At 69.2% G+C, this 14,091-nt stretch carries 10 protein-coding genes; 7 read left to right on the top strand and 3 right to left on the bottom strand.

Going from position 1 to position 14,091, the window contains the following annotated elements; all coding sequences use genetic code 11:
* Positions 1 to 46 precede the first annotated feature (46 nt).
* Genes secD through AB0I04_RS19690 form a run of 3 tightly spaced genes read left to right on the top strand, consistent with a single transcriptional unit; the run spans position 47 to position 3,576 of the window.
* A complete protein-coding gene (gene secD / locus AB0I04_RS19700) occupies positions 47 to 1,825 on the top strand; it encodes a protein translocase subunit SecD (RefSeq protein WP_360886263.1) in 1,779 nt (592 codons plus the stop codon).
* Positions 1,825 to 2,979 carry a protein translocase subunit SecF gene (gene secF / locus AB0I04_RS19695; RefSeq protein WP_360886261.1) on the top strand — a complete coding sequence of 385 codons (1,155 nt, stop codon included), beginning with the start codon at positions 1,825 to 1,827 and terminating at the stop codon, positions 2,977 to 2,979. The genes secD and secF overlap by 1 nt, the downstream gene beginning before the upstream one ends.
* Before the next feature lie 36 nt (positions 2,980 to 3,015).
* Positions 3,016 to 3,576 (top strand): adenine phosphoribosyltransferase, encoded by a 561-nt coding sequence (locus tag AB0I04_RS19690; RefSeq protein WP_360886259.1) that lies wholly within the window; start codon positions 3,016 to 3,018, stop codon positions 3,574 to 3,576.
* A gap of 155 nt (positions 3,577 to 3,731) precedes the next feature.
* Here the strand turns inward: AB0I04_RS19690 and AB0I04_RS19685 are convergent, their stop codons facing one another.
* Positions 3,732 to 5,171: a penicillin-binding transpeptidase domain-containing protein gene (locus AB0I04_RS19685; protein ID WP_360886257.1), complete on the bottom strand. Its 1,440-nt coding sequence runs from the start codon at positions 5,169 to 5,171 to the stop codon at positions 3,732 to 3,734.
* Positions 5,172 to 5,319: 148 nt separating this feature from the next.
* Between AB0I04_RS19685 and AB0I04_RS19680 the strand changes: the two genes are divergently transcribed.
* Positions 5,320 to 7,701, top strand: coding sequence for a bifunctional (p)ppGpp synthetase/guanosine-3',5'-bis(diphosphate) 3'-pyrophosphohydrolase (locus AB0I04_RS19680; protein WP_360886255.1), 2,382 nt, complete (start codon positions 5,320 to 5,322; stop codon positions 7,699 to 7,701).
* Between the two features lie 54 nt (positions 7,702 to 7,755).
* Here AB0I04_RS19680 and AB0I04_RS19675 read toward each other — a convergent pair whose 3' ends face one another.
* Both AB0I04_RS19675 and AB0I04_RS19670 read right to left on the bottom strand, forming a co-directional pair.
* Positions 7,756 to 8,985: a DUF349 domain-containing protein gene (locus AB0I04_RS19675; protein WP_360886253.1), complete on the bottom strand. Its 1,230-nt coding sequence runs from the start codon at positions 8,983 to 8,985 to the stop codon at positions 7,756 to 7,758.
* A 212-nt stretch (positions 8,986 to 9,197) separates the two neighbouring features.
* On the bottom strand, positions 9,198 to 10,028 hold the full coding sequence (locus AB0I04_RS19670) for a peptidylprolyl isomerase (RefSeq protein ID WP_360886251.1): 831 nt from the start codon (positions 10,026 to 10,028) through the stop codon (positions 9,198 to 9,200).
* A gap of 215 nt (positions 10,029 to 10,243) precedes the next feature.
* Between AB0I04_RS19670 and AB0I04_RS19665 the strand changes: the two genes are divergently transcribed.
* From AB0I04_RS19665 to aspS, 3 genes are read left to right on the top strand one after another with little or no spacing between them, the layout of a single operon-like run.
* The gene (locus AB0I04_RS19665) at positions 10,244 to 10,927 is read left to right on the top strand and encodes an MBL fold metallo-hydrolase (protein WP_360886249.1); all 684 of its coding nucleotides are present in this window, start codon (positions 10,244 to 10,246) and stop codon (positions 10,925 to 10,927) included.
* Positions 10,928 to 10,937: 10 nt separating this feature from the next.
* On the top strand, positions 10,938 to 12,206 hold the full coding sequence (gene hisS, locus AB0I04_RS19660; RefSeq protein ID WP_360886247.1) for a histidine--tRNA ligase: 1,269 nt from the start codon (positions 10,938 to 10,940) through the stop codon (positions 12,204 to 12,206).
* Positions 12,203 to 13,993: an aspartate--tRNA ligase gene (gene aspS / locus AB0I04_RS19655; protein WP_360886245.1), complete on the top strand. Its 1,791-nt coding sequence runs from the start codon at positions 12,203 to 12,205 to the stop codon at positions 13,991 to 13,993. The genes hisS and aspS overlap by 4 nt, the downstream gene beginning before the upstream one ends.
* Positions 13,994 to 14,091 lie beyond the last annotated feature (98 nt).

Here is a 14,091-nt window from a genome sequence, read left to right as displayed (position 1 = left end):
TAGCAGAAACGTTCCAAGACCTGGGCGCACTCTTCTCGCGCTGTTCGTGATCGTCGCAGCCCTGGTGGGCGTGATGTTCTGGCAGGGCCAAAAGACGCCCAAACTGGCTCTTGACCTCGCCGGTGGCACCACCGTGACACTGACGGCGGAGCCTACGAAGCCCGGTGCCAAGATCGGCGAGGGCGAGATGGGTCAGGCGCTCAACATCATGCGTGAGCGCGTGAACAGCCTGGGTGTCTCCGAGGCGGAGGTCACCAAGCAGGGCAGTAACGTCATCGTCGTCCAGGTCCCCGGCAAGGGCCAGGAGCGTGTCGCCAAGCTCGTCGGCACCACGGCCAAGCTGGAGTTCCGCCAGGTGCTCGTGGCCGAGCCGGTGGGCGTCCCGAAGTCGACGCCGACGCCCACACCCAGCCCGACGAGCACGGGCAAGACCAAGGGCGGCGCCAAGCCCTCCGGCAGCGCCAAGCCCTCCGGGAGCGCGAAGCCCTCCGGCAGCGCCAGCCCGTCGGGCTCGGCCAGCGCCACGCCCAAGGGCCGGGCGCTCGCCCAGGCCCTCACCAAGGCGACGCCGAAGCCGTCGACGTCGGGCAAGGCCGCCGCGAGCCCGAAGGCCACGCAGTCGCTCACGCCCCAGCAGCTCCAGCAGTTGCAGCAACAGCTCCAGCAGCAGCAACAGCAGCAACAGCAGCAGACGGGCGAGGACTTCTCCGGCGTCGACCCGGCCGTCAAGGCGCAGTTCGACAAGCTGACCTGCACCGGCGCCGACGTGGGCCAGGGTCAGACGCTCGACGCGAACAAGCAGGTGGCGATCTGCGCCCGGCCCGACCCCAAGACCCACAAGGTCGACTACAAGTTCATCCTGAGCCCGGCCAAGATCTCCGGTAACCAGGTCACCAAGGCGCAGGCGCTGCCGCCGAACCCGCAGAACGGCCAGCTGCAGTGGACCGTCAACCTCGACCTCAACGGCCAGGCGACCAGCTCGTTCGCCAAGTTCACCCAGCAGGCCGCCGCGCTCGGGGAGAACAACACGCGTAACCACTTCGCGATCGTCCTCGACGGCACGGTGTACTCCTGGCCGGGCGTCAAGGAGGCGATCAACTCCGGCAACGCGCAGATCGAGGGCCAGTTCAACCAGCAGGACGCCACCGACCTCGCCAACGTGCTGAAGTTCGGCGCGCTGCCGCTGAAGTTCAAGCAGGGCTCGCTCGAGTCGGTCTCGGCGACGCTCGGCAAGGACCAGCTGACCGCCGGCCTGATCGCCGGCGCGATCGGCCTGGGCCTGGTCCTGCTCTACTGCCTGATGTACTACCGCGGTCTCGGTTTCGTCGCGATCTCCAGCCTGGCGATCGCGGGGATCATCACGTACGAGTCGATCGTGCTGCTCGGCAAGTTCATCGACTTCCGGATGTCCCTGGCCGGCATCGCCGGTGCGATCGTGGCGGTCGGTATCACCGCGGACTCCTTCGTCGTGTTCTTCGAACGGCTACGGGATGAGGTCCGTGAGGGCCGCACCCTCCGGACCGCCGTCGAACGCGGCTGGGTGCGCGCCCGGCGCACGATCATCGTCGCCGACGCGGTGTCGTTCATCGCGGCCCTGCTGCTGTACTGGTTCGCCATCGGCGGGGTGAAGGGCTTCGCGTTCACGCTCGGGCTCACTACTCTGATCGACGTGGCCGTGGTGTTCTTCTTCACCAAGCCGCTCGTCACGCTGCTGGCCCGCACGAGGTTCTTCGGTCGCGGCCATCGATGGTCCGGCCTCGATCCGACGACGCTGGGCGTGAAGAAGCGCGTCACCGCCCGTCCTGCCAGCACCAAGGAGGCCTGATGTCACGGCTGGGCAACATCGGCGGCCGCCTTCACCGCGGTGAGGTCTCGCTCGACTTCGTCGGGCGGCAGAAGACCTGGTACGCCATCTCCGGGCTCATCCTGGTCGTCAGCGTCGTGTCGCTGCTCACGCTCGGCCTGAACTTCGGCGTGGAGTTCAAGGGCGGCACGGTCTTCCAGTTCCCGACGAGGTCCGGCGTGACGACCTCGGACGCCCGCGCGGCGGTCAAGGACTCCGGGGTCGTCAAGGAGGACCCCATCGTCCAGAAGACCGGCACCGGCTGGCGCGTCCAGACCGAGAGCCTGGGCTCGGATGACATCGCCAAGGTGCAGAGCTCGGTGCAGCAGAAGCTGCATCTGGCCAAGGCCGATGACGTCAGCCCGCAGAGCGTCGGCGCGAGCTGGGGTAAGGACATCTCCCAGAAGGCGCTCCAAGGCCTGCTCATCTTCCTGGTCGCGATCATCATCTACCTGTCGGTCGCCTTCGAATGGCGGATGGCGGTCGCGGCGATCATCGCGCTGGCACACGACATCCTCATCACGGTCGGCGTCTACTCGCTCGTGCAGTTCGAGGTGACGCCCTCCTCGGTCGTCGGCCTGCTGACCATCCTCGGTTACTCCCTGTACGACACGGTCGTCGTGTTCGACAAGGTCCGGGAGAACACCCGGTCGCTGACCACCTCGAACACCATGACCTACAGCCAGGCGGCGAACCTCGCGGTCAACCAGACCCTGGTCCGGTCGATCAACACCTCGGTCATCGCGCTGCTGCCGGTGGCGGGCCTGCTGTTCATCGGCGCGGGCGTCCTCGGCGCCGGCACGCTGAAGGACCTGGCCCTCGTCCTGTTCGTCGGCATGATGGCCGGCGCGTACTCCTCCATCTGCATCGCGACGCCGATCGTCGCCGACCTGCAGGAGCGGCAGGAGAAGTACAAGACGCTGGCCAAGCGGGTGGCAGCCAAGGCCAACAGCCCGAAGCGCAAGGCCAAGCCGGACGTCGAGGTCGCGGAGCTGCCTGACGGCGACACCGAGGACGTGGACGAGGACGAGGCATCCTCTGTCGGGGCCGGTGTCCGGGTCGTGCAGAATGGTCCGCGGCAACAGCCGCGCCGGGGTGGCACGAAGGGCCGGCCCAGCGGCAAGAAGAAGCGCTGAGCCCATCCCGCGACGGATCGTGTGATCCGTCGCGGGATGGCGTCTTTGAGGAGGAACGTGACCTCGCGACCGGTCGACCTGACGAAACTGATCAACGAGCGGATCCGCGAGGTTCCCGACTACCCCAAGCCCGGGGTGATCTTCAAGGACATCAGTCCGCTCCTGGCCGACCACACCGCGTTCGCGGCCGTCGTCGACGCCATCGTGGCCTACTACGGGCGGGGCACCATCGACAAGGTCGTCGGGATCGAGGCCCGCGGCTTCATCCTGGCGGCCCCGGTGGCCTACCACTTCGGCGCCGGGTTCGTGCCGGTCCGCAAGAAGGGCAAGCTGCCGGCCGCGACGTACGACGAGAGCTACGACCTCGAGTACGGCAGCGAGACCATCGAGGTCCACCAGGACGCCCTCGCACCGGGCGAGCAGGTGCTGATCGTCGACGACGTACTGGCCACGGGAGGCACGGCCGCGGCGACCGTCGAGCTCGTCCGCCGTTCGGGGGCCGAGGTCGCGGGCCTGTCCGTGCTCATCGAGCTCGGCTTCCTCAAGGGCCGGGACCGGCTGACCGGCCTGGACGTCCACGCCCTCATCCAGGGCTGACCCTCTCTCACGAGCCCGCACGACGCCTCAGGCGTCGTGCGGGCTCGTTCGTTGCCCCGAGCGGCTGCTGAGCGATATCCAGGTCTCGTACGGGCTTGTCCGTGTCCGCTGGCGGCCGCCGAGCGACGTGCGGGTTCGCGCCGGCCCGGCGGGCGTCAGAGCACCTTGAGGGCCTGGACCATGCTGGTGGCGATCGGCCCGGCGGCGTCGGCGCCGAAACCGCTGCCCTCGGTGACCACCGCGAACGCGATCTTCGGGTCGTCGGCCGGCGCGAACCCGGCGAACCACCGTTCGTTGTACGGCAGGCCGGTCTCCGCGGTGCCGGTCTTACCGGCGATGCCGGTCGGCACCTTGCCGCGCGCGGTGCCGGTCTGTACGACCTCCCGCATCATCTCCTGCAGCTGGCTCGCCGTCTGCGAGTTCGTCGCCCGGAGCAACTCCCGGGGAGACGCGGCCTCGACCTCGGACTGGTCGGGCGAGACGACCCGCTGGATGAGGTACGGCTTCATCACGACGCCCCCGTGGGCGACGGCGGCGGCCGCGAGGGCCATCTGCAGCGGCGTCGCCGAGACGCTGCCCTGGCCGATGCCGCTGCGCCCGACGTCGTCGCCGCCCATGTTCTTCGGGTAGACGCTCGCGGCGCTGCTCAGGGCGTTCTCGATCGGAATGCGCTGCCCGAAGCCGAAGCCTGCGGCCTCGGCGCCGAGGCTTCGCTGGCCCATGTCCAGGGCGAGCTTGCCGAACGTGCTGTTGCACGACTGCGCGAAGGCCTCGATGAGCGGCAGCTGCCCGCCGTTGCACGGCCCGGAGTCGGCGTCGTTGTGCAGCGGGTTCCCGGAGGGGAGGGTGAGCACGCCCGGGGTGTCCACGGGACTGTCCTTGGTCAGGCCCTGCTTGTCCATCCCCGCGGCCGACGTGATGATCTTGAATGTCGAGCCCGGCGCGAAACTTTCACCGATCGCCTTGTTGATGAGGGGGCTGCCGGACGCCTTCAGCAGCCGGTTGTACGCCCGCGTCGACGCGGTGGTGTCGTGCACCGCGACCGTGTTGGCGTCGAACGACGGATAGGACGCCATCACCTTGATCGCGCCGGTCCGTACGTCGATGGCGATCGCGGCGGCGCGGCGCGAGGTGCTCGAACGCAGGGCGTCATAGGTGGTGCGCTGGGCGTCCGGGTCGATGGTCGTCTGCACGGTGGCGCCCCGCGGCGTCTTGCCGACGATCGCGTCGAACCAGTGCTGAACGGTCAGTCTCGGGTCGGTTCCGGCCAGCAGGCCGTCGGCCGCGGACTCGACGCCGGTCACGGAGCCGCTCGGCGCGAAGTAGCCGGTGACCGGCGCGAAGATCTCCGAGTCCGGGTACACGCGCTGGTACTTGAAGTCCTTGTTGCCGGTGTCTCGGGACCGGGCGATGATCGTGCCGCCCGCCATGATCAGCCCGCGGTTCCGGTTGAACTGCGCGAGGAAGTGCCGGGCGTTCAGCGGGTCGTCGCGGAGCTTCTGCTCCTGCGAGCCCTGGATGTAGGTGACGTTCACCAGCAGCGCGAGGATCATCAGCAGCGAGAAGACCGCCGCCCTGCGGAGTGTCTTGTTCATCGGCCCCCAACCTTCGCCGGTGCCCCTCCCAGCATCCTCCCCTTCCCCCGCCTGCCCTCCTAGCGTCGTGACCGGAATGGGTGATGGGCACCGACTGGAAAACGACTACGGATAAACTGTGGTTCCGACGTATGAATGGGGAGGCTGGGTGCCCGGTGAGGTGGTCTCGTCCGACGCGGTGGCCGATGCCGCGCTGACCCCGCAGGCCCAGGCAGAGGCCTCTTCGCCGACGGCGCCGGTGGGTGCCCCCGAGCCGGTGCCGGATGACGGCGACGCGACGCCGTCGGGCGCGACCGCGCCGTCCGCCGCCCGGGTCCGCAGAAGGCTCGCCCGGCTCGGCGCCCAGCGTGGTCCAACGATGAATCCCGTACTCGAACCGCTGATCAAGACGCTCCGGAACACTCATCCCAAGGCGGATGTGCGTCTCGTCGAGCGCGCGTACGACGTCGCCGCCCACCATCATCGTCACCAGAAGCGCAAGAGCGGCGACCCCTACATCACCCATCCGCTCGCCGTGGCGACGATCCTCGCCGAGCTGGGAATGAACACCGAGACGCTGTGCGCGGCGCTGCTGCACGACACCGTCGAGGACACCACCTACACCCTCGACCAGCTCCGTGCCGACTTCGGCGACGTGATCGCCGCCCTGGTGGACGGCGTCACCAAGCTAGACAAGGTCAAGTACGGCGATGCGGCGGAGGCCGAGACCGTCCGCAAGATGGTCGTGGCCATGTCCCGCGACATCCGGGTGCTGGTCATCAAGCTGGCGGACCGGCTCCACAACATGCGCACGCTCCGCTACCTGCCCCGGCCTAAGCAGGAGCGCAAGGCCCGCGAGACGCTCGAGATCTTCGCGCCGCTCGCGCACCGCCTCGGCATGAACACGCTGAAGTGGGAGCTGGAGGACCTCGCCTTCCAGACGCTGTATCCCAAGCGGTTCGACGAGATCGCCCGCCTGGTGTCCGAGCGCGCGCCGCGGCGCGACGTCTACCTCCAGGAAGTGATCGAGAACGTCGCGGGCGACCTGCGCGAGGCCAAGATCAAGGCGACGGTCAAGGGGCGCCCGAAGCACTACTACTCGATCTACCAGAAGATGATCGCCCGCGAGGTCGGCTTCGAGGAGATCTACGACCTCGTCGGCATCCGCGTCCTCGTCGACACCGTCCGCGACTGCTACGCCGCCCTCGGCACGATCCACGCGCGATGGAACCCGGTCCCCGGCCGGTTCAAGGACTACATCGCGATGCCGAAGTTCAACATGTACCAGTCGCTGCACACGACGGTGATCGGCCCGGAGGGCAAGCCGGTCGAGCTGCAGATCCGCACCCGCGCGATGCACAACCGCGCGGAGTACGGCATCGCCGCGCACTGGAAGTACAAGGAGGAGACGGTCGGCGCAGGCTCGCCCGGCAAGGCGAACGACATGGCCTGGCTCCGGCAGCTCCTCGACTGGCAGAAGGAGACCACCGACCCGGCGGAGTTCCTCGAGTCGCTGCGCTTCGACCTGTCGGTCTCAGAGGTCTTCGTCTTCACGCCGAAGGGCCAGGTCCTGGCCCTCCCGCAGGGCGCCACCCCGGTCGACTTCGCCTACGCCATCCACACCGAGGTCGGGCACCGTACGATCGGCGCCCGGGTCAACGGCCGGCTCGTGCCGCTGGAGTCGACGCTCGACAACGGCGACACGGTGGAGATCTTCACCTCCAAGTCGCCCGAGGCCGGGCCCAGCCGCGACTGGCTGAACTTCGTCAAGAGCGCCCGCGCCCGCAACAAGATCAAGCACTGGTTCTCCAAGGAGCGCCGCGAGACCGCCATCGAGCAGGGCAAGGAGGCCCTCGCCCGCGCGATGCGCAAGCAGAACCTCCCGCTGCAGCGCATGCTCTCCGGGGAGGCCCTCGTCGCGCTGGCCCACGACCTGCGCTACTCCGACGTCTCGGCGCTGTACGCCGCGATCGGCGAGAGCCACGTCTCCGCGCAGAGCGTCGTGCAGAAGCTCGTCGACTCCCTCGGCGGGGTCGAGAGCGCGGCCGAGGACCTCGACGAGACCGTCATCCCCAGCAAGAAGCGGCGGTCGCGGCCCGCGGGCGACCCCGGGGTGGTCGTCGCCGGCGACCCCGACGTGTGGGTGCGCCTGTCCCGATGCTGCACGCCGGTGCCGGGCGATGAGATCGTCGGGTTCGTGACGCGCGGCAACGGCGTCTCGGTGCACCGGGCCGACTGCGTCAACGTGGCGAACCTCCGCACCCAGCCGGACCGCATGGTCGACGTCAAGTGGTCGCCGGGGGAGGACTCGGTCTTCCTGGTGGCCATCCAGGTCGAGGCGCTCGACCGCACCCGCCTGCTGTCGGACATCACCCGGGTGCTGTCCGACCAGCACGTGAACATCCTGTCGGCGTCCGTCGCCACCAATCGCGACCGGGTCGCCATCAGCAGGTTCAGCTTCGAGATGGGGGATCCGAAGCACCTGGGCCACGTGCTCAAGGCGGTCCGCAACGTCGACGGCGTCTACGACGTCTACCGCGTCACCAACTGACCCGTTACATGATCGTCGGCCCGGTCCCCGCAGGGGCCGGGCCGACGATCGTGGTCAGGAGAACTCGGTGAGCGTGCGCTCGGCCTCTTCCAGCCATGCGCGGCGCGCCGTCAGGGCCTCTTCGGCGTCCTTGACGTCCTTGTCGCGTCCGCCGCGCTGGGCCTTCTCCAGGCGCGCCTCGAGCTGCTGGATCGAGGCGCGCAGCTGCGTCACCGTCGCCTCGGCGCGCGCCCGGGCCTCCGGGTTGGTGCGCCGCCACTCCGACTCCTCGGCGGCGCGTACCGCCTCCTCGATCCGGCGCAGGCGGCCTTCGAGCTGCTCCCGGGAGTCGCGCGGCACCATCCCGATGGACTCCCAGCGCTCCTGGATCGTCCGCAGGGCCTGGCGGGCGGCGCGCACGTCCCGGATGGGGAGCAGCCGCTCAGCGTCCTCAAGGACCTTCACCTTGAGCTCGGCGTTCTGCCGGAACTCGGCGTCACGCTCGGCGAAGACCGTGGAGCGGGCGGCGAAGAAGACGTCCTGCGCGCCCTTGAACCGCGCCCACAGCTCGTCCTCGACCTCACGGGACGCGCGTCCGGCAATCTTCCAGCGGCGCATCAGGTCGCGGTAGGCGGCGGCCGTGGGCCCCCAGTCGGTCGAATTGCTCAGCGCCTCGGCCTCGGCGACCAGGCGGTCCTTCTCCGCACGGGAGTGCTCGCGCTCCTCCTCCAGGTTGGAGAAATACGCCTTGCGGCGCTTGGTGAAGGCGTTGCGCGCGGCCGACAGCCGCTTCCACAGCGCCGTCTCGGTGGGCCGGTCGACGCGCTCGGCGGCCTTCCACTCATCGACGAGCTGGCGGAGGCGCTCACCGCCGTTCTTCCAGTGCGTCTCCTCGGTCGCGATCCGCTCGGCCTCGGCGACGATGCGCTCCTTGACCTCCCGCGCATGGCCGCGGGCCTGGTCGCGGGCGACCTTCATCTCCTCCCGGCGGCGGCCGAGCAGCCCGGTGAGGGAGTCCAGCCGCCGTGCCAGGCTGTCGAGGTCGCCGACCGCGTGTGCTTCGGTCACGGACTCCCGCAGCCGGGTGATGCTGTGCTCGGCCTGTGAGGGTGCCAGGTCCGTCGTCTTGATCCGCTGTTCCAGCAGATCGATCTCGGTGACCAGCGCGTCGTACTTGCGCCGGAAATAGGCGAGCGCCTCTTCCGGAGCACCGGCCTGCCAGGAGCCGACGGTGCGTTCGCCTTCGGCGGTCTTGACGTAGACGGTCCCGTTCTCGTCGACGCGGCCCCAGGGATCAGTGGTCACCGTCGGCCTCCCGGTCGTGGAGCGGGCCTGCCGTGAGCGGCTGGACGGCCCGGACGGAGCCGTCTCCGCCTCCCCGGCGCCGGATTCCCCAAGGATCGGTGGCGCTGGACACCGTTGCCTCCTGTATCAAGGCCCGGGCCGCTCGTCGGGCGCCGGGCCCACCGTGACGACCTTGGGAGCTTCGCTCCCGCAGGCCACCCTAACCTTCCGCATTACCCCATCTTCGTGACGGTGAGGTGTTTTATTTCAATTTTCTTCTTTGGCGCGGTCATCCCGGACTGGGGGTCGGGAGCGGTCGCTCCGGCCTTGGCGACCGAGTCGACGACGTCCAGGCCCTGGGTGATCTCGCCGAAGACCGTGTAGTCGGCGGGCAGCGGCGCGTCGCCGTACATGATGAAGAACTGGCTGCCGTTGCTGTTCGGCTGGCTACTGTGCGCCATGGCGATCATGCCCCGCTTGTAGGTCGCCTGCCCGGAGGCGCCGGCCTTGGGGACGTTCTCGTTGCCGAAGCCGTACTTCGGGCCGCCGCTTCCGGTGGCGGTCGGGTCGCCGCACTGCAGCACCTTGATGCCGGTGTCGAGCCGGTGGCACTTGGTGTTGTCGAAGAAGTTCTTCGACGCGAGGTATTCGAAGGAGTTGACGGTGCACGCGGCCTTCGTGCCGTCGAGCTTCGCGACGATCTTGCCCTGGCTGGTGTCGATCGACATCTCGTACGTGCCCTTTACCGGCTTGACCGGCGGCGTGCCGACGTCCTTGGCGTTCTGTGAATCCGTCAGCGGCTGGTAGGCGCATTCGCCGGGCTTCGCCGTGACGCTCGGCTGCGCACTGGGCGTTTTGGACGCCGAGGCCGTCGTCGTCGACTTCTTGTCTGACTTGTTCATCGCGAACGCGATGGCACCGCCGCCGCCGGCGATCACTGCCACGGCGGCGACCGTGCCGATGATCTTTACCCTGCGCGCTTGCGCCTGCCGGGCCGCACGGCGCTGCATCTGGCGCTCGTAGCGCTGCCGGGCCAGCTGCTTCTTGCGGTCTTTACCCGCCACCGGTGTCGCACCTCATTGATTCGCGTCATGAACAGGGAAACGTGCTGCGCATCGTAGCGGTCCTGGCCGGTATTTTTCTGCGTGGCCCTCAGAGGCTCGCAAATCCCGCCAAGACCGGACACCCTGCGGCGCTCCCGCGTATGTCGTTCGCGGTCGGCCGCGTGCCGCCGGTACGCTCAAGCTGCCGGAAGCAGGCGCCTTCAGAGAGGACGATCGTGCTCATCGCCGGGTTCCCCGCCGGGTCCTTCGCCACGAACTGTTACGTCGTGGCGCCTGCGGCGGGGGAGGAATGCGTGATCATCGATCCTGGCCAGGACGCCGAGTCCGGGGTCGAGGAGCTGCTCCGCGAGCACCGGCTCAAGCCGGTCGCCGTCGTGCTCACGCACGGCCATATCGACCACATCTGGTCGGTGGCCCCGGTCTGCGGCGCGCGCGACGTCCCCGCGTACATCCACCCGGCCGACCGGGACCTGCTGTCCGATCCGGCCAAGGGCTTCCCGCTCGGCGTTGGACAGCAGCTGCTGGGCGGGCTGACGTTCGGCGAGCCGGACGACGTGCGCGAGCTCGCCGACGGCGCGACGCTGTCGCTCGCCGGCCTGGAGCTGATCGTCGATCACGCCCCGGGCCATACGACCGGGTCGGTGACCTTCCGGCTCGCGGACACGCAGGTGATGTTCTCCGGAGACCTGCTGTTCGCCGGCTCGATCGGCCGCACCGACCTGCCGGGCGGTGACCACGCGGCGATCCTGGAGAGCCTGGCCCGCGTGTGCCTGCCGCTCCCGGACGAGACCACCGTGCTGCCCGGCCACGGCACGCAGACGACGATCGGCCGCGAACGGGCGACCAATCCGTTCCTCAAGGACATCGCTCCGGTCGACGGCCCGCACAGGGGACTTTAGAAACGACACCATGAGCTCGAACTTCCAGGCCCCCAAGGGGGTCAAAGAGTATTTCCCGCCGCAGTCGGCGACGTTCCTCGCCGCGCGTGACGCGTTCGCGGCGGCCGCGACACGGGCCGGTTACTCCTACCTCGAACTCCCGGTCTTCGAGGACACCCGCCTGTTCGCGCGGGGCGTCGGCGAGTCGACCGACGTCGTGTCCAAGGAGATGTACACCTTCGAGGACCGTGGGGACCGCTCGATCACGCTGCGGCCGGAGTTCACCGTCGGGGTGCTGCGGTCGGTGCTCCAGCACGGCCTGAACAAGGGTGAGCTGCCGGTCAAGGTCTGGGCCACCGGACCGGCGTTCCGCTACGAGCGCGCGCAGAAGGGCCGGTACCGCCAGTTCTACCAGGTCGACCTCGAGGCGATCGGCTCCGAGGACCCGGCGGTCGACGTCGAGACGATCGCTCTCGCCTGGGACTTCTACCGCGGCCTCGGCCTCACGCGCATCGCCCTGAAGCTGAACTCCCTGGGCTGCCGGGAGTGCCGTCCGGTCTACCGGGCCGCGCTGCAGGAGTTCCTGCGCCGCCTCGACCTCGATGAGGACACCCGGGCCCGCGTCGAGATCAACCCGCTGCGGGTGCTGGACGACAAGCGGCCGGAGGTGCGCGCCCAGCTCGAGGACGCCCCGCTCGTCACCGACCACCTGTGCGGCGCGTGCAAGGCGCACTACGACCGGGTCCGTGAGCTGCTGGCCGACCTGTCCGTCCCCTGGGTGGACGACCCGCGCCTCGTCCGCGGCCTCGACTACTACACCCGCACGACGTACGAGTTCGACCACCCGCTGCTCGGCGCCCAGTCCGGCATCGGCGGCGGCGGCCGCTACGACGGTCTCTCGGAGGACATCGGCGGCCCGTCCCTGCCCGGCATCGGCTTCGGCCTCGGCCTCGACCGTACGGTCCTGGCCATGGAGGCCGAGGAGGTCGCCGCCGTGACCCAGCCGACGGTCGACGTGTACGGCGTGCCGCTGGGCGAGGACGCCGAGCGTACGATCTTCGGCCTGATCGCCGCGCTTCGCCGTGCGGGCGTCGCCGCCGACATGTCCTACGACGGTAAGAAGCTCAAGGGCGCCATGCGGGGTGCCGGCCGGTCCGGAGCGGCGTACGCCGTGATCCTCGGCGAGCGAGATATCGCCGCCGGGTCCGCACAGGTGAAGGACCTGGCAAGCGGCGACCAGGTCGCCGTTCCGCTCGCCGAGCTCGTGACGACGTTGAAAGAAAGGCTTGCTCAAAGATGATCCGCACACACGAGGCGGGCTCGCTGCGCCGGGAACACGCCGGGCAGCAGGTCGTACTGGCCGGCTGGGTGGCGCGCCGCCGTGACCACGGGGGCGTCACCTTCATCGACCTGCGCGACGCCTCCGGGATCGCCCAGGTCGTCTTCCGCGAAGAGGACACCGCGCACGACCTGCGCTCCGAGTTCTGCGTCAAGATCACCGGCGAGGTCCGCGTACGGCCCGAGGGCAACGAGAACCCCGAGCTGCCGACCGGCGACATCGAGGTGGTCGCCTCCGAGATCGACGTGCTGAGCGAGGCCGCGCCGCTGCCCTTCCCGGTCGAGACGGACGCCAACGTCAACGAGGAGGTGCGCCTCAAGCACCGCTACCTCGACATCCGGCGCGAGTCCCTCGCCCGGGCGCTGCGGATCCGCTCCCAGGCGTCCTACCTCGTCCATGACGTGATGCGCGAGCACCGGTTCGTCAACGTGGAGACGCCGACGCTCACCCGGTCCACGCCGGAGGGCGCCCGTGACTTCCTGGTCCCCGTGCGCCTCAAGCCGGGCCACTGGTACGCCCTGCCGCAGTCGCCGCAGCTGTTCAAGCAGCTGCTGATGGTGTCGGGCCTGGAGCGCTACTACCAGCTCGCCCGCTGCTACCGCGACGAGGACTTCCGCGCCGACCGGCAGCCGGAGTTCACCCAGATCGACATCGAGATGAGCTTCGTCGAGCAGGAGGACATCCTCCAGGTCGCCGAGGACCTCGTCGGACGGCTCTGGAAGGAGATCGTCGGCTACGAGATCCCGCGCCCGATCCCGCGGATGACCTACGCCGACGCCCTTAGCCGGTACGGCTCGGACAAGCCGGACCTGCGCTTCGGTAACGAGCTCGTCGACATGACCGAGTTCTTCTCCGACACGCCCTTCCGGGTGTTCCAGGCCCCGTACGTCGGCGCGGTCGTCATGCCGGGCGGCGCCTCCCAGACCCGCAAGGAGCTGGACGGCTGGCAGGACTGGGCCAAGTCGCGCGGCGCGCGCGGCCTCGCGTATGTCCTCGTGCAGGAGGACGGCACGCTAGGCGGCCCGGTTGCCAAGAACCTCTCGGAGCAGGAGCGGGAGGGCCTGGCCGCCAAGGCCGGCGCCAAGCCGGGCGACGCCGTCTTCTTCGGCGCCGGCAAGCCGCACGCCACGCAGGAGCTGCTCGGCGCGGCCCGCCTGGAGATCGGCCGTCGCTGCGACCTGATCGACGAGTCCGAGTGGGCGTTCACCTGGGTCGTCGACGCACCCATGTTCGAGGAGACCGACGAAGGCGGCTGGACGGCCGTGCACCACCCGTTCACCTCGCCCAAGCCCGAGTGGGTCGACTCCTTCCAGGACAAGCCGGGCGAGGCGCTCGCCAACGCGTACGACATCGTCTGCAACGGCAACGAGATCGGCGGCGGTTCGATCCGTATCCACCGCGCCGACGTGCAGGAGCGGGTCTTCGAGACCCTCGGCCTGAGCCGCGAGGAGGCCCAGGACAAGTTCGGCTTCCTCCTCGATGCGTTCAAGTACGGCCCGCCGCCGCACGGCGGCATCGCGTTCGGCTGGGACCGGATCGTCATGCTGCTGGCCGGCCGCGACACGATCCGCGACGTCATCGCCTTCCCGAAGGCCGCCTCCGGCTACGACGCGCTGACCGGCGCGCCCACGCCGATCACCGAGGCGCAGCGCAAGGAGGCGGGCATCGACGTCCGCCCAGAGGACGAGAAGCCGACCGAGCCCAACGAGCCCGGCCACATCGTCCGCCCCTCCACCGAGAAGTACTGACGTCCGCGACGGCGGGGATCCCGGCTAGGGATCGCCCGCCGTTCGTGTCTCACCGGAAGCGCATGATGCCGGGGCGGACAAACGGCCGGTGGTGTGTC

Origin of the sequence: Actinoallomurus sp. NPDC050550, assembly GCF_040655075.1 — a bacterium.
Classification (GTDB): domain Bacteria; phylum Actinomycetota; class Actinomycetes; order Streptosporangiales; family Streptosporangiaceae; genus Actinoallomurus.
The sequence above is the reverse complement of the archived record's forward strand: the minus strand, read 5'-3'. Positions and strand labels throughout refer to the sequence as shown.